This is a genomic window from Labrys miyagiensis, assembly GCF_030160835.1.
GTDB lineage: Bacteria > Pseudomonadota > Alphaproteobacteria > Rhizobiales > Labraceae > Labrys > Labrys miyagiensis.
The window spans coordinates 37,631-57,400 of record NZ_BSPC01000068.1 but is presented as its reverse complement, the minus strand read 5'-3'; the positions used below and the strand labels follow the sequence as shown (position 1 = coordinate 57,400).

Below are 19,770 nucleotides of genomic sequence, written 5' to 3'. Positions count from 1 at the left end.
GGCGGCATCGACGACCACCATCGCCGTGGACATGCGCTGGGCGGTACGCTCTGAGTCGCCGGTCAGCGTAGCAGTGGCAGCGGCGAAGCGGTCGGCATGTAAGTTCTCGCTATTTCCACCACGGCCACGGCTGTCTCCGGGCGGAGCTAGCAAAAAAAGTCCGCCGCAAGCGACGTCGCGCCAAGCGCCTCTGGTGCCATTGGAGGGGCAGAAGGATAAGGCTGGAGAAAATCATTGTATGCCCTCGGTTTAGTGGACTCCAAATTTCTTAGGCGGCCTGGCGGTTATCGGCTGAGCGCTCACGAAAACCGCCGGGCCCGGTCGGGCGAGGTTAATCTACCGACGCGGCTAAAACGCGTAGGGGTGCCACTGGTTGCACAGCAAATCTGCAAGGGAATAGTAGAGATTCTGCAACCGCCGACTGTGCCCTTGGTAACGCAAGCCCTTTTCCAATGAAAAGCCCAGTCGCGTGGGGGGAGCACGGCCGACCCGCCTCCATGTTAGTGGGCTAGGGCACTTTGTCGCAATGAGATCGATCTCGGTCGCGTTCGTGGGATTGCAAGCAGGTCGATATATGCATACGTTCCGTCGCCTCAAACGGCAGCCTCGACCGGTGTTTCCCACTGACTCCGCTGGTCAGCGGGTCAGGCCCGGCGCCGTCCCAACACGGCGTCGGGCCGCTCCGCCCCCTTCAGGCAGCGCGCATGAAAAGCCCGACCCCGCTGGGGAGCAGGGCCGGGGGCGAAGTTGTTGGCGGTCGGATAAACCTAGTCACCCGCGGGTCAACCCACGGTAGTGCCAATGGTTGCCCGTAGATCTGCAAGGGAAAAGTCGGGATTTCGCGCTGCCAGAAACTACCTATGGCAGCGGTGAGGATGCCTTTGTCTCATAGAAAGCCCGGCGCCGCATCCGAGAATGGAGAGCAGGAAAAAGCGTGGGGCGTTGCCGGTAGTCCGAGCGAGAGAGCGGCGATAGACTTGTCGCGGTAGCCCTCTGAACCGGACTGGATTGGAGCATGCCTGACGCCGAGATCGACTCATCGGGTGGAGCCAGCGGTTCGATCCTGCAACTGAAGGTCCGCCTGCTCGATGTGAGCCCGATGGTCTGGAGGCGTGTCCTGATGCCGGCAGCCATGACGTTGAAGGAACTGCATGGCGTCTTTCAGGTGGTGCTGGGGTGGCGCAGCCTTCACCTTTATCAGTTTCGCATCCACGCCGTGCATTACGGTTCCCGGGAACTGGGAGCCGAAACTCCGAACCGAACGCTTTGCAGCTTCAATTTCCGCCGCGGTGACAAGTTCGTCTATGAATACGACATGACGGACTATTGGAAGCACGAGGTCCGGATCGAAGCCTGGCTTAAGCCGCAGCTCCGCAAGCGCTACCCGGTCTGTATCGACGGCAAGGGTGATTGCCCGCCGGAGGAATGCGGCGGTCCGGCCGGCTACGACGAATGCCGCATCGAAGCCCTCGGTCTCGATGTTTACGAAGATATCGACACCATAGTCGAGATTCTGGATCGGGTCGTGCTGATGGACCAGCCACAACTGCTGGATGACGACGAGATGCGCGGGCGGCTTGAGCGCGCTGTGGAGCGAAACCGCGCCCGCGAGCCGTTCTGGCCGGGTCGGTTCGACCGGCGCGCAGTGAACACCCGGCTGCGCACCGGCGAGCACCATGTTCTCAAGCATCAGCAGCTTTGCTGAACCGGCCGCTCGCGGTCCGCCAGACCAAGTGACAAGCTCACCAAGGAGGAAGGAAGCCATGCGTGTGGAGGTGCGATTGCGGATTGTTGGCGACGCCGGCGAAATCATCTGCGATGACGCCAATGTGCTGGTGATCGACAAGTGCCACGATCGGCTGGAGGCAGTCGGCCTTTCGCTCGATGAAGGCAAGGAGTTTCTGGCCGGCGTTCAGCAGCACCTGGTTGCGGCCCAGGCTGCCGCCTTCGCCGCCGATCATCGATGTTGCACATATTGTGGTCGCTCCCTTCGGCGCAAGGGCCACACAACGCTGACGTTTCGCACCCCGTTCGGCAACGTGCCGATCGACTGTCCGCGTCTTCATCGGTGTCGCTGCGCGGCTGCGGCAGCCGAAGAAGGACCGCAGACCTTCAGCCCATTGACCTCACTGTTGGCCAGCCACATCGCGCCCGAACTGCTTTATCTTGAAAGCAAATGGGCCTCGCTCGTCTCCTATGGCATGACCGTCGACCTGCTCAGGGACGTGCTGCCGATCGACACCAGGCTCAATCCGAAAACCGTGCGCAATCATCTGCACCGTATGGCGGAGCGTCTCGAATCCGAACTTGGCGATGAGCGCCCGAACTTCGTCGACAGCTGCCCGCGCGACTGGAAGGCGCTGCCGCTGCCGGAAGGCGAGATGGTCGTCGGCATCGATGGCGGCTACGTGCGCGACTGGACCGACAGGAAAAGTCATTTCGGGATTCTGGTCGGTAAGTCGCTGCCGCAGGATCGCAGTGATCGCTATCTCGGCTTGGTCCAGAGTTTTGATACCAAGCCGAAACGCCGACTGTGGGAACACCTGTGTTCACAAGGCCTGCAACTGAACCAAGCCGTCACCTTCCTGACCGATGGTGGCGATGACGTCCGCAACCTAGCGGCCGAGATGGCACCTTATGCCGAGCATCATCTGGACTGGTTTCATATCACCATGCGCCTGACGGTGCTTGGCCAGTATGCCAAAGGTCTCGTCCATCACGACCAGGAAGCCGGCGAGCGGATTGCCCGCAATCTGCTGCGGATCAAGCGGTACCTCTGGCATGGCAATTCCCGCGCCAGCCTGTTCTGGAGCCAGGATCTGGCGGATGACCTCTATGGGCTCGAAGAAGACTGCAGCTATCCCAACCTGAAGGCGTTCACCCAGGCGGTCGCGGAATTCGCCACTTATATCGAGCACAACGCCCATGCGATTCCAAATTATGGCGAACGCTATCGCAACGACGAGCGCATCGCCACGTCGTTCGTGGAGTCCGCCGTCAATGTCGTGATCGCCAAGCGCTTCACCAAGAAGCAGCAGATACAATGGTCGCGACGCGGCGCCCATATGCTCCTACAGATCCGCACCCGAACCCTTGATGGCACGCTCCGCGGCCAATTCGAAACATGGTATCCGGGCCTTTCGGCAAATGATGACCAGACATCAACTCAAGCTGCGGCCGCCTGAACACCCCACGCTTTTTCCTGCTCTCCAAACAAGGAGCACGACCATGCAGAGCGACCTGGCGAACCGTTCGCCCGATATCCACTGGCCGGAAGGTTTCGATCCGACGACGGCTGACTTGTTCTCCCACAACGAACTGGTGATCAACGCGAGTTGCGAGAAAATCTGGAGCCACATCATCGACGCCACCAAGTGGCCGCAATGGTATCCGAACTCGAAGAACGTCCAGATCAACGCTGGCGGCGGCAACATTTTGCAGAGCGGTACGATCTTCCGGTGGGAAACATTCGGCTTGCCTCTCGAGAGCCGCATCAACGAGTTCGAGCCGTTCAGCCGCATCGGCTGGTACGGCTACGCGCCGGGAGCCCAACCCACTTTCTATCATACCTGGTATCTAGCCTCGTTCGGCGATTCCTGTCGGGTCGTCACCGATGAAGTCGGCAAGGGCAAGGATGCTACTCATCTCCGCGCGACCGACGAGAGCCTCATGCATCACGGCCATGAGATCTGGCTCGCGACCCTCAAGTGGGTCTCCGAGGGCAAGTAATATCGATATGTCGCTGGGGATCGGCTCGCGTCGGATCCCCGGCGGTCGCCGCCTTTCAGCGGAGGGGCGTCGCAGCCCTCCGAGCGAGAGCCATCTTGTTACGCCAATATCAAATTTTGATCCCAGATCGATGACTAGGAGCGATTTCAACAATACGACTGGTCGGGACAAGCTTAAGGCCGACCCGCGCATTGGCCATGAGGCCCTGCCTGGATATTTTCCTTCTCACCCTTACGACGAGGCTGGTTCGAAGTCGCTTTTCGATTTCGAACCCTGACATAGGAGCATCTTCTCCAAATCTCATCAGCCATCGCAATCCAGTCCATATACCTAGCCGTGTGGCTACCGTGGTTAGCGCGACTTGCAGCCCACTGGGCCGGAACACATATGGATCAGCAGCTCCCAGATAGCTCAACCCGCAGCTAGACAAAGCCTCTATTCTGCAGCCATTGCTGCTTGCCGTTCCGGTTCCTCCTTCGAACCCTCATGGATTTCATCCGCAGGCGGCCTGATCCGGAACCACGCGGCATAGAGCGCTGGAAGGAACAGCAGGATTAACACGGTGCCGGCCGCCGTGCCGCCGATAAGCGTATAGGCCATTGATCCCCAGAACACCGAGTGTGTCAGTGGAATGAACGCAAGAACCGCAGCCAGTGCGGTCAGGATAACGGGCCGTGTCCGCTGGACAGTCGCCTCGATGACGGCATGGTAGTCGTCAAGCCCGGCCGCTTGATTCTCCTTGATCTGCTCAGTCAGGATCAGCGTGTTGCGCATCAGGATTCCTGCCAGTCCTATCAGTCCGAGGATAGCATTGAACCCGAAGGGCTGATTGAACATAAGCAACGTCGGAACCACACCAGCAAGACCGAGGGGTGCCGTCAACATGACCATGGTCATCGTCGAGAGGCTGCGAACCTGCAAGATAATCACGATCAACATGGCAGCGATCATAGCTGGGAATATCTTGACAAGCGCGACATTGGCCTTGAGCGACTCCTCGATATTTCCGCCCATCTCGATGCGATAGCCCGCCGGAAGCGAAGCGATCAGCGGCTGAAGTGCCTTCATGACCTGTTGCGAAACCTCCGGAGGCTGCGTCGCCTCGTTGATATCGGACCGGATCGTGATGACCGGCGTTCGATCGCGGCGTTTCAGGATCGGTTCCTCAAACCGGATTTCGGAACGGCCAATCTGATCGAGCGGAACCTGGCGGCCATCCCGGCTTATCAGCGAAAAATCGGCCAGCCGTGCCGGATCAAGGCGATTTTCGCCGGCGCTACGCGCCACCACGGGAACGTTGCGAATGTTCTCGCGAACCTGCGTGACCGGAATGCCCGTCAGCAGCAGCTGCATCTGCTGGGCCGCCTCGGCCGGCGAAAGGCCGATGAGGTTCAGCCGATCCTGGTCGGGGATAAAGCGAAGTACGGGCGTACGATTGCCCCAGTCGCGGTTGGCCTGGCGCACGTCCGCGACGCCCCGCATGATGTCGAGGGCCTTCTCGGAAATCTGATACAATTGCGTAGGATCGGGTCCCATGATGCGGAATTCGACAGGAAATGCCGTGTAAGGACCGAATACGAGTTGCGTGACGCGAACGAAGGCTTCGGGTGCCAGCCCTTGTGCTACCGCATCGCGGAGCCGATGTTTCAACGTCTCGCGCGCCCCCGCGTCAGGGGTTAGAACAACGATCTTGGCGAAAGCCGGGTCCGGCAATTCCGGCGCCATGGCAAAGAAGAAGCGCGGAGCGCCCTGGCCGATGTAGCTCGTGACGATCTTCGCCTCAGGCTGCTCCTTCAGCCAGCGTTCGAGCTTTTCGACCGCAGCCGTCGTTGCCTCGATACTCGTGCCTTCCGGCATGCGCACTTCGACCAGCACCTCGGGACGATCCGACGTCGGGAAGAACTGCTGTTTCACCGCTCCCATTCCAACGACAGAGAGAGCCATGGCGACGCCAACGACGGCGCAGGTCACAAACTTGTGGCGCACGGTGAATTTGATCACCCTCCGCAGGCGCCGGTAATTCGGCGTGTCGTAGATGGCGTGATGGCCACCCTCGACTGGCTTGATCGCAGGTAGCAACTTGACGCCGAGGTAAGGGGTGAAGATCACCGCCACGATCCAGGAAACGATCAGCGCGAAACCGACGACCCAGAAGATGTTGCCCGCGTACTCGCCGGCGGTCGAACTGGCAAAGCCAACCGGCATCAGCCCGATGATTGTCACGAGCGTGCCCGAGAGCATCGGCGCCGCCGTATGGCTCCAGGCATGGGCGGCCGCCTTAATGCGGTCCACGCCCTCTTCCATCTTCACCACCATCACCTCGATGGCAATAATAGCGTCGTCGACGAGAAGGCCGAGCGCCAGAATGAGCGCACCAAGCGTAATACGGTCGAAGAACCGGCCTGTTTCCAGCATAATGAGGAACACAACGGCAAGCGTCAGCGGAACGGCCAGGGCCACGACGATACCAACCCGCCAGCCGAGTGCGACCAGACTGACGAACAGCACGACGCCGAGCGCCATCACGAATTTCAGCATGAACTCGCCAACCGCCTCTTCGATGTTCACCGCCTGGTCGCTGACCTTGGCGAGCGTCATTCCGAGAGGCAGTGTCTGTGCGATGGCGGCCGATCTCTCAGCCAGGGCTTTGCCGAGCTCCAACCCGTTCCACCCCTGCTGCATCACCGCCCCAAGCATGACGGCGGGCTCACCCTCGTGGCGGATGATGTAAGTCGCAGGATCTTCGTAACCGCGCCGCACATCTGCGATGTCGGAGAGTTTCAACGTGCGTCCGCCGGCGACGATCGGAGTATCGGCGATCGCCTGGACGCTGTCATAGGCTCCATCGAACCGGATGAAGACCTGCGGGCCTCGCGTATCGATCGAACCCGCCGGCGTGACGGTGTTTTGCCGCTGCAAGGCAGAGGCTATGTCCTGCGCCGATACGCCAAGCGTGGCGAGTTTGGCATAGGAAAACTCGACAAAAATCTGTTCGGGGCGCTCGCCGAGGATGTTGATCTTCTTCACGCCGGGCACATGCAGAAGATCCTGTCGGATCGCTTCGGCCTGCCGTACAAGCTCGCGCATCGGCATGCCGTTGGCCTTTAGCGCGTATAGGCCGAAGCTCACATCGGAATATTCGTCGTTGACGAACGGGCCGAGAACGCCGGGCGGCAGATTCCGCGCTTCGTCTCCGAGTTTCTTACGCGCCTGGTAGAACTCTTCCTCAACCGCGGAGGGTGGCGTGCTATCCTTCAGCGTAACGGTCAGAAAGGCATAGCCTGGCCGTGTTGTCGTCTCGACACGGTCATAATACGTCAGCTCCTGGATACGCTTTTCGAGCGGCTCGGCGACGAGATCCTGCATCTCGCGCGCGGTCGCGCCCGGCCATACGGTCGTGACCGTCAGCGTCTTGATGGTAAAGGATGGATCCTCCGCCCGCCCCAACTTGACGAAAGCATAGACGCCGGCGGCAGCCAGGAGCACGATGAAGAACAGGGTGACGGCGCGTTCGCGAACCGCAAGCGCGGACAGATTGAGGCTCATCAGTTGCTCCCGCTTCCAGAAGCAGTCCGGACGCGAGCGCCCTCCTGCAGAAGATGAGCCCCGAGCGAAACAACCGGTGCCCCTGACCACAATCCTGAAATCACAGCGGTTTCGCTGGTCACGCGAACAAGCTTGACGGGCTGAAATTTCACCGTCGAGGTGGCGCCATCCAAGACCCAGACGCCGGTGCTCTGGCCATTGTCCAGCACAGCTCCGAGTGGCACTTCCACCTCAGGCTGGCTCGCCTGATTGACCAACCGAATGGTGACCGTTGCTCCAAGCGGTGCTGCCGCGGCCTCGCCGTCGAGCACATAGCGGGCTTCATAGGTGCGGGTCTGGGCGTCGGCGGAATCCGATAGCTGCCGGAGATGTGCCGTGTAATGACGCCCATCGCTCCCGTACACACTGGCCTCGGCCACCGAGCCGATCGCCGGCCGGATCGTTTCGGGCAGTGCGACCACCGCCTCGCGGGGCCCGGCGTGGGCAAGTCGAGCCACGGCCTGACCGGCGGAGACGACCTGTCCCGGCTCGGCAAGCGTTTCGATTACCGTTCCATCGGCATCCGCTACCAGAACGGAATAGGCGGCCTCATTCTCCGCCACCTTCGCTTCCGCTTCCGCTGCGGCAAGCTGTGCCGTCGCAGTATCGAGCGCAGCCTTCGCCTGCTCATAACGCTGCGGCGTTGCCGCCAGTCCGTTTTTGACCAGAACTGCATAGCGCGACTCGTCGGCGCTCGCCTGTGTCAGCACAGCGCGTGCCGCAGTCACAGCGTTGCGCTTCGCCGTCAGCGCCAAGCGGAGGTCGGTTTCGTCGATTCGCATCAGCGGCTGATGGGCTTTGACCTGCTGACCGGCATTCACCAGCCGTTCCACAATCTTACCGGGAACGCGAAAACCTAGATTGCTCTCCACCCTTGCCCCGACGATACCCGTGAAGGCCCGTTCGGAACCGGTCACCGGCGCTGCCACTGCCAGTCTGACGACAGGCGCTTCCTGTCTCGGGTCGGTCAGGGCCGCGGCTTTCTGCCCGGAAAGGGAAAGCGCGACAAAGGCGGCCACCCCAAGCCCCGCGATCAGGGCGCCCGACACCATAATAGCGGGTCTCATTTTCATGCTTGTCGCCTTGCCAAATTAGATTGCGTTCGAACTCTATATCGAATATAGATGTTAAACGCAATCTAATTTTGGAGATCGGCGATGCGTGTGAGTCGCACTCAGGCTGACAAAAATAGGCAAACCGTGATCGATGTTGCCAGCCGCCTCTTTCGGGAACACGGCTTCGATGGCATCGGTCTCAAGGACCTGATGGAGAGTGCCGGGCTGACCCAGGGCGCGTTTTACAAGCAGTTCGCGTCGAAGGACGACTTGGCTGCGCAAGCGTCCAGGCGGGCATTGGAGAGTGCCTTTCAACGATGGTCAGCCGCAGGTGCGACCAATCCGCAGGACCCGCTTGGCGCGGTAATCGCGTTCTACCTCAGCATGGAGCACGGCGCGGAAAAGATGGAAGGCTGTCCGGTCGTTGCGCTCGGCTCGGATGCTGCCAGGCACGGCGCCGATGTGAAGGCCTCATTCGAAGCCGGGATCAGAGACTACCTCGAAATGCTCGGTCCTTGGGTCGGCGAGGCCGACGGCGAGGAGCGCGGTGGCAAGGCGATGGCCATTCTCTCGACCATGGTCGGTGCGGTAGTCCTCTCGCGGGCTGTGAACGACGAGCAGTTGTCGAAGCGGTTCCTGCAAGCGGCGGCCGAGAGCATTCTGACGGGGTCGTCTGCGGGCGATGCCCAGCACGGACCGCGCCAATGACGATGGGTTCTCCAACCCGGGTGAGCGCTGCAGGCACAACATCGAAGCCTTTCCTCTGACCGTTCCTGTTTTCCCAACCCACTGGAGAAGCAGCCGACAAACAGGGCAGGGACGAAGAGGCAAGCGATCCATCACATTCGCGATAGGAAAGACGTGAATCCCATGAACAAGAACAATCCTGGCGTCGCCCTGGTGACAGGGGCATCCTCCGGCATCGGGCGCGCGGCGGCCAAAGCCTTGCAGAACGCGGGTTTTCGCGTATTCGGAACCAGCCGCCGTGCGACCGCCCAAAGCATCGATGGTATGACCATGCTGGTCTGTGACGTGACCGATGATGAGTCCGTGGCGAAACTGGTCGATGAGGTGATGGCCAAGGCTGGGCGCATCGACCTGCTCGTCAACAATGCCGGCATCGGGCTGCTTGGCGGCGCAGAGGAATCCTCGATGGCGCAGGCTCAGGCACTGTTCGACGTGAACGTCTTCGGCGTTCTGCGCGTCACCAGAGCGGTGCTACCTATAATGCGCCATCAAAGGAAGGGCAGAATCGTCAATCTGAGCTCGGTGCAGGGATTTATCCCAGCTCCCTATTTCGCGCTCTACGCATCGACCAAACATGCCATTGAAGGCTATTCTGAATCGCTTGACCATGAACTGCGCCCGTTCGGAATTCGCGTTGTCTTGGTCGAGCCCGCCTATACCCGCACGTCATTCGAGGACAATCTCGCCAGGCCGGATCAGTTGCTCGATATCTACGACTCCGCGCGCGCTAGAATGAATTTAGCCGTGCGGAAAGCGATGGAAAAAGGCGATGCGCCCGAAGTCGTAGCCAAGACCGTTTTGGCGGCTGCGACCGATCCCGCTCCAAAGAGCCGCTATGCGGCGGGCAAAATGGCACGTCAGGTCAGTTTCCTGCGCCGTTTCGTCCCCGCGTCCGCATTCGACAAGAGCCTGCGAAAGCAGCTCGGGTTGCCGGTCTGACCCAAGATCAGCAAGATCCCTTTTCGCCGGACGGACAGGCGCAGTGAGGCGGCTTTCAGAGGTTCTTATGACACTGCGGGGCACTGTCAACTTAACCGACGAGCACATTGATCTGAGCAATTTTCTTGCAGATCCCAGCTTCCACATGACCCGAAAATGCCCGAATGAGACGTTCCAGGTGAACAGAAATTGCCGTCCTTCTGAGCAAGATAGCTTAAGTTAACAATGCCCGTCGCGGATGTTCGTCACGCCCGGGTTTGCCTTCTTGCCTTCCAAAAGCAATGTGAAACGCAGCGGATGGGAGCGCCCAGTCCCAACATGCGAAGCAGTTATGTGATTCGCATAACTTAAGAGGTTTCGTGACGCCCTCGGGTGCGCGAGCCGGGGCGAGCGCCGATTTTAGGGGGCGTTGCGAAACCTTCGTTGCACGAAACCGCGGGTCGAGTTTGGCGCTATGGCGATTGACGTGGTGCGAGGAGGTGTTTGGCGCTGTGCCGGGGTGCGTTTGCGAGTAGGGCGGAGGGATCGATGCGGGCGAAGCGCGCGATGGTCGGATGTTCGAAGGCTTTTTGTCGGTGTTTCAGCCCTGGCCGGCGAGCTTTTGGGGAGGGATCGTATCGATGCAGCCGCATCTTGCCGTTCCCGCGGCACGCGGGTGGGATGCAATTGCGCGGACGGGTAGAAGCTGAGCCCGTGGAAGGCTTCATGACGTATCAGCCCTCCATGTTGGGCGCGGGCGCGAAAACGATCCCTCAAAGCTGCCGACGAGCGTCATGCGGCCGCCGCAGTAGGGGCATGCTGGCACCCCAGCGGGTGTGGCCGGCGGATCGGCATCCGCCGTGGATATGGCCTGTGCGCCTTTGGAGTGCGGCGCACTGAGCAATTGGCGACATAGAGCGAGTTTGCCGGCGCGATGCCCATTGGCGAAGAGGCCGTAGTGCCGGATGCGGCAAAAGCCCTCGGGCAGGATGTGAAGCAAAAATCGGCGAATGAACTCAACAGCGGCGAGCGTCATCGTCTTGCCTCTTGATCGCCCCTTCTGGCGATAGTCCTTCCAACGAAAGGCGACATGGTCGTCCGTCATCTCGACGAGACGGCTGTTGCTGATAGCGACGCGGTGCGTGTACCGCGCCAGATAGGCCAGCACCTGTTCTGGCCCGGCGAATGGGCGCTTGGCGTAGACAACCCATTCCCGCTTTCCCAGCGGCGCGAGGAGGGCAAGGAATGCGGTTCGATCCACAAGTTCCGCCAGATCATTGAAGAAGCTCAACTGGCCAGCTTCGAAGAGTTCGACGAGGCCCTCGAGAAACAGTCTGCGAAACAGGCGCGAGAGCACGCGAACAGCAAGAAAGAAGCCAGGGCGGCAGGATATCCAGCGTTTGCCATCGGGCGAGAGGCCGCCGCCGGGAATGATGCAATGGACATGCGGGTGGTGATCAAGGTTCTGGCCCCAGGTGTGCATTACGGCGGTGAGACCAATCTGAGCGCCCAAATGTCTGGAATCGGCGGCGATCGTCGTAAGCGCCCGCGCCGCGGCTTTGAACAGAAGCCCGTAGACGGCAGGCTAGCCGGCCTGCTTGCCATCAATCGACACTACTCGGCCATCCCCATCTTCGAATCGAATATGGATTTTCTCGCCATTGAACGTAAGAAGATATTTGCGCTGTTCACCGAATGCCAGAATCTGCAAGTCGATTGCAAAACTTTGCCCATTCAACCATGTTCCTTTCATGGCCGTAGTGTAACCTGCAGCAGGGCCAGATTTCAGTGGCGAACCCATGCTATATAATCCATCGAGTCCGATTGGTTCATCGTACCTCGCGATAGGCGTTGCTGGATCACCTGTATATATTTCAAATTCAATATGCGGATGCGGCTTAGTCAGGAATAAATTGAGCGAGCTTAGCTTTAGGTCATTGTCGGGAAATTTATAGCTCTTCCCGGAAATCGAAGGAGTGATTTCAGGCGTTGGGCTAACGTCCGTTCGTTTCTCGACCGATGCAGCCTTGATCACATCCGCAAGGAACTCAGTGGTCTTCGGGGCGGGGGGGAGCGCCGCCTCAGACTTGACTGCTGCGTAAATGCCTTCGATCAGCGCGAATTGCGATACATATTTGTGGGCAGTCACCACCGCCACGATATCGAGGTCAGGAAACACCGCTATGTTCTGGCCGTGCCAGCCATTCGCCATAAAGACACGCCCTCCGGGAAATACCCAGAACAGGTCCGAATAGCGTTGGTTGGGGTCGTTTGATGCATGCATGTTCACAGTCGGATGATGCAAAACATCCGACCAGCCAGGGGGAAGCAATTGCCTTCCCTCCCATTCGCCGCCATGCAAATACAAATAGCCGATCTTCGCCATATCGCGCGGCAATAAGGACAGCCCCCAACCTCCGGTCGAAATACCTTGAGGATCGCGATCCCAGTGCCAGGTGGTGATGCCTAGCGGGTCAAAAAGCTTTTGCTTTGCGTACTCTTCGGCGGGCTTGCCGGTGAGTTTGGTGACAATCGCGGAAAGCAAATGCGAATTGCCGCTGTCATAATAAAAAACCTCTCCTGGTCTACGCGCCATCGGACGGTCGAGAATGAACTGGGACCAATCGGGGCTTTGCTTCAAATCGTTGAACGATTGCTCCTTGCCGCCCTCGAAGCCCTCATCCCAATCGAGCCCGGAAGTCATATCCAAGAGATTTTGGACGGTGATGGCCTTCTTTCTGTCGTCGACATTCGCGATGCGGCGATCGGCGAAAAAATCCAGCATCGGGTGATCGAGACGGTCGAGCTGGCCGTCCTTGTAGATCATTCCGACCAGAGTGCCGAGAATCGCTTTGGTGCACGAGTGAATATCGTGCCGAATATCCGGGGTGTAGGGCGCATACGTGGCCTCTGTCACTATTCGCCCGTGCCGCACGACGAGCAAACTGTCAAAGCCGTGACTTGCACCAAAGGCAACGAGCGTGGCGAGTTCCGACGAATCCATGCCTTGTTCTTCTGGTGTGGACGTAAGCCATTCCTTGGTTGGCCACGGCGACCTGTCCAAGATCTGGCCGTGCGCGGGCTCAAAATGAATGGCAGCGAACAGGGCATATACGCCTAACGTCACGCTCAAACCGAAAAGGCTTTTGACTCGCATGCTCATGTCTCCGCTTTCGAGAAGACTAAGCGCCTGGCGTTGTGCGGTGTACTAAGCGCAGGTTGCCGCCGAGCCGGTGTCGATCAAAATTTCGGAAGCCTTGTAATCAACTGCAGCCCCCTTGATCTGACGCAGAAAGCCCAATTTGCGAGGAAGTGGAAGTCGGTTGCTACAATCCGCGCTGAGGCTGGAAGCTTTGACAAAGATATTCCAAGCGCGCGCATATGTAATTCTTGGAGGGTGGTTAGCGTATAAAGACGCAGAGCGTGGTGGGACATGAGGCTTGACGATCTTGGCCCGCGTATATGCGTTATGAGGCCATCCAATAGCGGCAAGTCTACATTAACGAACGCAATCGCGCGGGCGCGTAACTTGACACCAATCCATCTTGACCAGCTGAGTCATCGCCCTCACACCGATCGGCGTCTGCGACCAGACGAGGAATTCCACGCCTTGTTTAACGCGGCGCTGAAGGGCGAGCGCTGGGTGACTAAATATCAGGTTCGCCAAATCGATTGAATATGTCACCCGGTGCGCGGCCCCGAAACCTATGTCGTGTAGGTAAGCCAGCGCGTTTAGTGGAGATCGAGTTCCGCGGCTGTACGGACGATCAGAAGCTGTGGCGGGTCTCCTTTAAGAGGGTTACCTTCGTGTTCACGCCGAGCTTTGGCAAGGATACGATTACTGGCTACACTGCCTCTGGCACCAGCGCCGATACAATTAACATCGATCACACGGTCTTCGCAGATTGGGCGACATTGCTTTCCCATACCGCGCAGTCGGGCAGCGACGTGATCATCACCGCCGATACCAACGATACGATCACGCTGAAGAACACCACCGTGGCCAGCCTCCAGCAGAGCCAGTTCAACTTCACCTGATCGTATCCCTATACCAACCTACGCCGGGGGACCATGCGCCGCCTGGCGATATAAAGAGCGCTTCGTGCTCCGGTAACGTGCGAGGCGACCTTGGTCAGCCGCGGTCGTTTGTTGCTCACGGAATTTATAGTCCGAAGTAGAAAGTCGGTGCCGCAGCTTGAGCCGCGAGCATCTCCCGATCTTTTGCGAAGTGCGCGGGGAGGGAGAGCGCTGCTCTCCCTCCCCAGCAAGCATGAACTGGGGTCTCCCCGAAATTCTCTTCGCTGCGCTCAGACAATCTCGCCGCCGCGAGCGGCGGCGCCCAAGGGGGCGGGCGATCCCCCTCCCCAGTTCATGCTTGCCCCCACCCACACGCTGTTCCGCACGAGCTCGGGAAGCAGGCGGAGACCTGCTTCGCCGATCCAAGGAAAGAGCAGCAAGATGGGCAAGTTGTGCAAAGCTGAGATGAAGGCACACGCTGAGGCGGAAGCCTTATTGAGGAAGGGTGCGTTGAGCGAGAACGAGAAGGATTTCGTTCTTGAGAATTGGCATCCGGGTGCGGAACACAATGTCGCCGCTGCCGGCGTGTTCTTCACACCGACGGATCTGGCGGCCGATTTTGCCCTTGAGCCGGGACGCGGCCGGGTGATCGACCTCTGCGCCGGGATCGGCGGTCTCGCCTATTGGGTCCAGCAGCGCTCAAAATGGCGCGGCGCGGTGGACTTGACCTGCATCGAGATCAATCCGCGTTTCGTCGAAATCGGACGCAAACTGCTGCCGGAGGCACGATGGATCTGCGCCGACGTCCTCGACTGGCGGAAGTGGTGGCAGAGGGAGCTCGAAGGGACCATGTTCGATTGGGCAATTGCCAACCCGCCCTTTGGCAAGCTGCCGACATCTGGCGATCGCCGCGGCTTCATGGCGTTCGAGTTTGCCGTGATCGATATCGCCTCTGAGATCGCGGACAACGGCGTGTTCATCCTGCCACAAAGCTCGGCATCGTTTCGCTATTCGGGCCGCCAGTGCTTCGAGCTGCTGATATCAGGGCCGGGCGTCGCGTTCGAGCAGCAGACCGGATTGTTCATGGATTGCGGCATCGGCATCGACACCAGCATCTGCCGCGATCACTGGCGTGGGGTCGCTCCCCTGTGTGAGATCGTCACCGTGGAATTCGCGGAATGGCGGGAACGTCGGCAGGTAAAAGGCTTGGCGGACGGGCGAGGGCAGCTTGTCTTGCTCTAAAAGACACGCTGCGGGTGACGCATGAGCGGAGGAACGCTGGCTGTCGCCTGCGAGTCAGAATTGACGCCTGGGACGAAACCGCAGCGCGCAAGTTATTGCACGCTGCAGCTCCATGGCACGAACTTCGTGCTTTCCTTCGCCCTTCGGAGGCATCTGATGACAGGTCGATCCATGCTTTGGAGCGACCCGATGGCAGAAGAGACCAAGAAGGGGCCTATGGTGTCGGCCCCGGCCAACGACAACACCGATCCTGCCGAGCCTAACCGCGCCACCAAGGACACGGTCCGGGAAAAGCTGGATCGGATCGCGCTCGATACCGCTCGGCTGATCGGCGGGCAGTTGGCGCGGGAAGCCTTCGAGAAGCAACGGCCGGCCAATGACAATCGGTCAGGCCGCCGAGAGGAAGAGGGCAGGGGGAGGAGGGCGAAACCCCCTGCAGACCAGAGAGAGGATGATCCGCCATGACCCGTGCCGCGCTCTATGCCCGCTATTCCTCCGACAGCCAGCGGGATGCCTCCATCGAGGATCAGTTCCGGCTGTGCCGCGAGCACGCGGGGCACGAAGGCTGGAGTGTAGCCGGGACCTATCAGGATGCGGCGATCTCTGGCGCCAGCACCGTGTTACGGCTGGGTTTCCAGCAATTGGTGCGCGATGCCCAGCGTGGCCTGTTCGCGATCGTGCTTGCCGAGGCGCTCGACCGTATCAGCCGCGACCAGGCCGATGTCGCCACCCTCTTCAAGCATCTCAAATTCACCGGCGTCGCCATCGTCACTCTGGCCGAGGGCGAGATCAGCGAGCTGCATGTCGGGCTCAAGGGCACCATGAACGCCTTGTTCCTCAAAGACCTCGCCCTGAAAACCCATCGCGGTCTGCGGGGCAGGGTGGAGAAGGGCAAGGCCGGGGGAGGGTTATGCTACGGCTACAGGGTGATGAAGAAGCTCGACGCCGAAGGCGACCCGGTCCGCGGTGACCGCGAGATCGTGCCGGAAGAAGCGATCATCGTGCGCCGCATCTTCCGCGAGTTCGCCGCAGGCAAGAGCCCGAAGGCCATCGCGGTCGACCTCAACAAGGATGGCATTCCTGGCCCGCTCGGCCGGCACTGGGGCGATACCAGCGTGCGGGGACATGTGATCCGGGGCAATGGCATCATCAACAATGAACTCTATACTGGGGTGCTGGTGTGGAACCGCCAGCGCTTCGTCAAGGATCCTGCCACCGGCAAGCGGGTCTCACGAGCCAATCCACCCAGCAAATGGATCCGCACCGAAGTGCCGCATCTGAGGATCGTCGAAGACGAGCTGTGGCAGGCCGTGAAGGAAAGGCAGAAGGCCGTCGCCGGCCGGTTCGAGGCGGCGGCCGTCGGCACGCGCAAGGCGAGAGCCAGAAAGCTGCACACCATGAAGCGGCCGGTCTCCCTGCTTTCAGGCTTGCTCACCTGTGGCTGTTGCGGTGGGCGCTATGGCCTGTCCCAGCGTGATCGCTATGCCTGCCTGAACCATCAACGCCGGGGCACCTGCGACAATGGCCGCACCATCACCCGCGACAAGATCGAGCAGCGTGTCCTGGCTGGCCTGAAGGAAAGGCTGGTCTCGGCGGATGCCGTTGGGGAGGCGGTGCGGGCCTATGCCCAGGAAACCAATCGGCTCAACCAGGAGCGTCGCGTGAAAGGTGAACAGGACCGTAAGGCGCTCGACAAGATTGAGCGCGCCATCGCCGGCATGATGGCGGCGATCGAGGATGGTCTGTATCAGCCCACCATGAAAGCAAGGATGGAGGATCTGGAGCGGCAGAAGCCGGAGATCACTGAACGCCTGGCGCAGTCCGCTGCCGACGTTCCCGACCTGCATCCCAACATCGCCACTCTCTACCGCAAGCGGGTGGAGCACTTCACACAGACGCTGGCAGACCATGAAGACGGCCGCCGGGCCGCCGAGGCATTGCGCTCGCTGATCGGGGAGATCGCACTCAGGCCCGGCGACAAGCGCGGCGAGGTGCATGCCGAGCTACGCGGCGAGCTGTTCGGCATCCTCGAATTCGTCGATCCGGAACGAAATCAAAGGGTTGGAGAAGTTATGACAAAAGGGGTTGCGGGCCCCCGCAACCATATCAAACGGAAAACCTCTAGCAAATTCAACGGTTTGCTAGGGATTTTCGTTGTCACTATCGAATGCAACAAACGGTACTCAACAATATCAACGACTTAGCTCTGAGGTTCAAATCACTCCCAACTATCGAAATCTGTCAAACACATTCCGAGTCGTTGAAACGCGAGCCTAATCCGATTTGGAACGCGAGCCCTGGGCAGTTTCCACCCTCAGCGCTACGTTCGTTGCGTACATGGCTTAGGATTGTACACGCGAGGATTTAGGCTTCCACCTTCGGCCGAGGTCCGCCTTTTTGGGGCGGACCAGAACCAACTGATCATCTCGGAACAGTCACCGTAGACCGCCGCCGGCCAGAATCCGCTCGCCGGTGAGCCAGCGCGCATCGTCTGAGGCCATAAAGGCGACGACATCGGCGATATCCTGGGGCTGGCCGAGGCGCCCGAGTGGAGTCTGGGCAATGATGCCGGCCTCGAACTCCGAAGCGATCATCCCCGCGGAGTGGGTGCCTTCCGTTTCGGTGAGGCTGGGGCTCACAGTATTGACCCGGATTTTCCGGGGGCCAAACTCCTTCGCCAACACGCCGGTGATGGTGTCGACCGCGCCCTTGGTTGCGGTGTAAACCGCCGTCTGCGGCGGGGTGATGGCCGTCACGCCGGAACCGATGTTGATAATGCTGCCGCCTTCGCCTAGGTGCGCTGTCGCCGCTTGCGTGACCAAGAGCAGGCCCAGCACATTGACGTCAAACATCTTATGAAACTGGCCTTCGGTGATCGTCTCGACGGGGCCGAACTCATAGACGCCGGAGTTGTTGACCAGGATGTCGAGCCGTCCATAGGCAGCGATGGCTGCGTCGACGATGCCCTTGGCCTCGGCGGATTTCGATACATCGCCTTGGACCGCGACGGCCTTTCCACCAGCGCTGGTGATAGCTTCGACTACTTGATCAGCCCCAGCCTTGCTGGAGGCGTAGTTGACGACCACGGCGGCGCCGTTGGCGGCCAGGGTCTTGGCGATTGCCGCGCCGATGCCTTTGGAGGCGCCCGTGACGACGGCGACCTTACCGGTAAGTTTAGACATGATGAATTATCCTTTCAGGGCGCCCATCAGGCGCCGCGTTGCTCGATCGCGTCGACGCGATCGGGATAGAAGGCGAGGCGATCCTTGATCTCGGCCACGGCGTCGTAAGGCGCCTCGTAGGTCCAGATCGCGTCAGCCGACCGCTCGCCGCCGGCCGGAATGCTGAAGTAGGCGGCCTCGCCCTTGTACGGGCAGTAGGTCGTTGTGGCAGAGCGAACCAGCGCCTCCATGTCCACGTCCTTCCGAGGGACGTATTGGACATGCGGATAGTTCGCCTCACTCAGCGTGAGCGCTTCGCTTGTGTCCGCGATCACGCGCCCGCCCAAGGTGACGATCACGCGGCGCTTGTTCCGCTCGATGGTGATCGGATGGTCGGGACTTGGAATCCTGATGGTGCGCTCGGTCATGATGGACCTCCAGTTGAAAGGTGGCGGGCGGTCACGCATTCAGGAACAGCGTGGCATGGGCCACGAACAGCTCGGGGTACTGATTATGCGGTCCGTGGCTGGAATCCGGGTAGACGATCAATTGCGCATTCGGCAGGTGCTGCTGCAGCGTGAATCCGTTGACCGTGGGAATGATCAGATCGTTGCTGCCGTCGACCACCAGCGTCGGCTGGTGAATGTCGGCCAGATAGTCCCAGACGCCGTCGGTCTTCACGTTGGAGCTGGCGATGGCCTTCCACTGGGCGGCGGCGGACGCCTCACTGACTTCCGGGCTGCGGTCCTTGCGGCGATGCTTGCGCTCAAGATACTTTAGCCCGGCCGCGTGGCCGTCCTCATTGGGCAGGAAATGCGCTGCGATCCAGAGGTGTTCGGGCGGGTCGTAGCTGGTCGCGAAGATCTCGCCCCCTTTGCTCGCGGCGGTGTCGGCACCACGCGGCCCGGTACCCACAAGGATCAGCTTGCGCACCAGATCGGGTGCTTGCACGGCGATCTCCTGGGCGACCTTGCCGCCGATCGAATAACCCAGGATGTCGGCCTTGCTGATCCCGAGCGCCTTTATGAAGGCGATGGCGTCTGTCGCCATGCCCGGAATGCTCGCCGGCGTCACGCCCGAGCTGGCGCCGATACCTGCATTGTCGAACAAGATGACTTCGCGCTGCTGTGCCAACCCGTCGGTCACGGCCGGATCCCAATGGTCCATGGTGCCACGGAAGTGGATGTTCATGACGATGGGCACGCCGCCCGTCTTGCCGAAGCGCCGATAGGCGAAGCGGATGCCGTTGGCCTCGACGAATTGGGTTGGGACGGTCTCATGGGTGTAGGTGGTCATGGTGAAATTCCTTGTTCAGG

15 protein-coding genes and 1 pseudogene are annotated in these 19,770 nt (G+C 60.2%); 9 read left to right on the top strand and 7 right to left on the bottom strand.

The window, feature by feature from the left end; all coding sequences use genetic code 11:
- Positions 1-1,015: 1,015 nt before the first annotated feature.
- From QQL24_RS29715 to QQL24_RS29705, 3 genes are read left to right on the top strand one after another with little or no spacing between them, the layout of a single operon-like run.
- On the top strand, positions 1,016-1,705 hold the full coding sequence (locus QQL24_RS29715) for a plasmid pRiA4b ORF-3 family protein (RefSeq protein ID WP_284315924.1): 690 nt from the start codon (positions 1,016-1,018) through the stop codon (positions 1,703-1,705).
- 58 nt (positions 1,706-1,763) lie between these two features.
- The gene (locus QQL24_RS29710; RefSeq protein ID WP_284315923.1) at positions 1,764-3,185 is read left to right on the top strand and encodes an ISKra4 family transposase; all 1,422 of its coding nucleotides are present in this window, start codon (positions 1,764-1,766) and stop codon (positions 3,183-3,185) included.
- Positions 3,186-3,228: 43 nt separating this feature from the next.
- Positions 3,229-3,729 carry an SRPBCC family protein gene (locus QQL24_RS29705; protein WP_284315922.1) on the top strand — a complete coding sequence of 167 codons (501 nt, stop codon included), beginning with the start codon at positions 3,229-3,231 and terminating at the stop codon, positions 3,727-3,729.
- Between the two features lie 435 nt (positions 3,730-4,164).
- On the opposite strand, the gene QQL24_RS29700 is transcribed toward QQL24_RS29705, so the two are convergent.
- Together QQL24_RS29700 and QQL24_RS29695 are read right to left on the bottom strand one after the other, a co-directional pair.
- The gene (locus QQL24_RS29700) at positions 4,165-7,275 is read right to left on the bottom strand and encodes an efflux RND transporter permease subunit (RefSeq protein ID WP_284315921.1); all 3,111 of its coding nucleotides are present in this window, start codon (positions 7,273-7,275) and stop codon (positions 4,165-4,167) included.
- On the bottom strand, positions 7,275-8,387 hold the full coding sequence (locus QQL24_RS29695) for an efflux RND transporter periplasmic adaptor subunit (protein ID WP_284315920.1): 1,113 nt from the start codon (positions 8,385-8,387) through the stop codon (positions 7,275-7,277). Before QQL24_RS29695 ends, QQL24_RS29700 begins: the two co-directional genes overlap by 1 nt.
- Positions 8,388-8,471: 84 nt before the next feature.
- Between QQL24_RS29695 and QQL24_RS29690 the strand changes: the two genes are divergently transcribed.
- On the top strand, positions 8,472-9,077 hold the full coding sequence (locus QQL24_RS29690) for a TetR/AcrR family transcriptional regulator (protein ID WP_284315919.1): 606 nt from the start codon (positions 8,472-8,474) through the stop codon (positions 9,075-9,077).
- 162 nt (positions 9,078-9,239) lie between these two features.
- A complete protein-coding gene (locus QQL24_RS29685) occupies positions 9,240-10,055 on the top strand; it encodes an oxidoreductase (RefSeq protein WP_284315918.1) in 816 nt (271 codons plus the stop codon).
- 703 nt (positions 10,056-10,758) lie between these two features.
- Here QQL24_RS29685 and QQL24_RS29680 read toward each other — a convergent pair.
- Positions 10,759-11,616, bottom strand: a pseudogene (locus QQL24_RS29680) (IS91 family transposase); the annotation flags it as partial.
- Positions 11,617-11,619: 3 nt separating this feature from the next.
- The gene (locus QQL24_RS29675) at positions 11,620-13,191 is read right to left on the bottom strand and encodes a serine hydrolase domain-containing protein (protein WP_284315917.1); all 1,572 of its coding nucleotides are present in this window, start codon (positions 13,189-13,191) and stop codon (positions 11,620-11,622) included.
- Between the two features lie 578 nt (positions 13,192-13,769).
- On the opposite strand from QQL24_RS29675, the gene QQL24_RS29670 reads away from it, so the two are divergent.
- From QQL24_RS29670 to QQL24_RS29655, 4 genes are all read left to right on the top strand, one after another.
- Positions 13,770-14,072 carry a hypothetical protein gene (locus tag QQL24_RS29670; RefSeq protein WP_284315916.1) on the top strand — a complete coding sequence of 101 codons (303 nt, stop codon included), beginning with the start codon at positions 13,770-13,772 and terminating at the stop codon, positions 14,070-14,072.
- Between the two features lie 333 nt (positions 14,073-14,405).
- The gene (locus tag QQL24_RS29665; protein ID WP_284315915.1) at positions 14,406-15,293 is read left to right on the top strand and encodes a class I SAM-dependent methyltransferase; all 888 of its coding nucleotides are present in this window, start codon (positions 14,406-14,408) and stop codon (positions 15,291-15,293) included.
- 189 nt (positions 15,294-15,482) lie between these two features.
- Positions 15,483-15,758 carry a hypothetical protein gene (locus tag QQL24_RS29660; protein WP_284315914.1) on the top strand — a complete coding sequence of 92 codons (276 nt, stop codon included), beginning with the start codon at positions 15,483-15,485 and terminating at the stop codon, positions 15,756-15,758.
- Complete coding sequence (locus tag QQL24_RS29655; protein WP_284315913.1) at positions 15,755-17,497, top strand: recombinase family protein; 1,743 nt, start codon at positions 15,755-15,757, stop codon at positions 17,495-17,497. The genes QQL24_RS29660 and QQL24_RS29655 overlap by 4 nt, the downstream gene beginning before the upstream one ends.
- 231 nt (positions 17,498-17,728) lie before the next feature.
- Here QQL24_RS29655 and QQL24_RS29650 read toward each other — a convergent pair whose 3' ends face one another.
- The 3 genes from QQL24_RS29650 to QQL24_RS29640 are packed head-to-tail and all read right to left on the bottom strand — an operon-like array spanning position 17,729 to position 19,750.
- On the bottom strand, positions 17,729-18,475 hold the full coding sequence (locus tag QQL24_RS29650; RefSeq protein ID WP_284315912.1) for a glucose 1-dehydrogenase: 747 nt from the start codon (positions 18,473-18,475) through the stop codon (positions 17,729-17,731).
- Positions 18,476-18,501: 26 nt separating this feature from the next.
- Positions 18,502-18,882 carry a DUF427 domain-containing protein gene (locus QQL24_RS29645; RefSeq protein WP_284315911.1) on the bottom strand — a complete coding sequence of 127 codons (381 nt, stop codon included), beginning with the start codon at positions 18,880-18,882 and terminating at the stop codon, positions 18,502-18,504.
- A gap of 31 nt (positions 18,883-18,913) precedes the next feature.
- Positions 18,914-19,750, bottom strand: coding sequence for an alpha/beta fold hydrolase (locus QQL24_RS29640; RefSeq protein WP_284315910.1), 837 nt, complete (start codon positions 19,748-19,750; stop codon positions 18,914-18,916).
- Between the last annotated feature and the right edge of the window lie 20 nt (positions 19,751-19,770).

Bases quoted from the DNA above. Each gene is read 5' to 3' on its own strand.
- QQL24_RS29650 (WP_284315912.1), bottom strand. From the start codon at position 18,475: ATGTCTAAACTTACCGGTAAGGTCGCCGTCGTCACGGGCGCCTCCAAA.
- QQL24_RS29690 (WP_284315919.1), top strand. From the start codon at position 8,472: ATGCGTGTGAGTCGCACTCAGGCTGACAAAAATAGGCAAACCGTGATC.
- QQL24_RS29675 (WP_284315917.1), bottom strand. From the start codon at position 13,191: ATGCGAGTCAAAAGCCTTTTCGGTTTGAGCGTGACGTTAGGCGTATAT.
- QQL24_RS29700 (WP_284315921.1), bottom strand. From the start codon at position 7,275: ATGAGCCTCAATCTGTCCGCGCTTGCGGTTCGCGAACGCGCCGTCACC.
- QQL24_RS29695 (WP_284315920.1), bottom strand. From the start codon at position 8,387: ATGAAAATGAGACCCGCTATTATGGTGTCGGGCGCCCTGATCGCGGGG.
- QQL24_RS29685 (WP_284315918.1), top strand. From the start codon at position 9,240: ATGAACAAGAACAATCCTGGCGTCGCCCTGGTGACAGGGGCATCCTCC.
- QQL24_RS29645 (WP_284315911.1), bottom strand. From the start codon at position 18,882: ATGACCGAGCGCACCATCAGGATTCCAAGTCCCGACCATCCGATCACC.
- QQL24_RS29705 (WP_284315922.1), top strand. From the start codon at position 3,229: ATGCAGAGCGACCTGGCGAACCGTTCGCCCGATATCCACTGGCCGGAA.
- QQL24_RS29660 (WP_284315914.1), top strand. From the start codon at position 15,483: ATGGCAGAAGAGACCAAGAAGGGGCCTATGGTGTCGGCCCCGGCCAAC.
- QQL24_RS29715 (WP_284315924.1), top strand. From the start codon at position 1,016: ATGCCTGACGCCGAGATCGACTCATCGGGTGGAGCCAGCGGTTCGATC.
- QQL24_RS29655 (WP_284315913.1), top strand. From the start codon at position 15,755: ATGACCCGTGCCGCGCTCTATGCCCGCTATTCCTCCGACAGCCAGCGG.
- QQL24_RS29665 (WP_284315915.1), top strand. From the start codon at position 14,406: ATGCTTGCCCCCACCCACACGCTGTTCCGCACGAGCTCGGGAAGCAGG.
- QQL24_RS29710 (WP_284315923.1), top strand. From the start codon at position 1,764: ATGCGTGTGGAGGTGCGATTGCGGATTGTTGGCGACGCCGGCGAAATC.
- QQL24_RS29640 (WP_284315910.1), bottom strand. From the start codon at position 19,750: ATGACCACCTACACCCATGAGACCGTCCCAACCCAATTCGTCGAGGCC.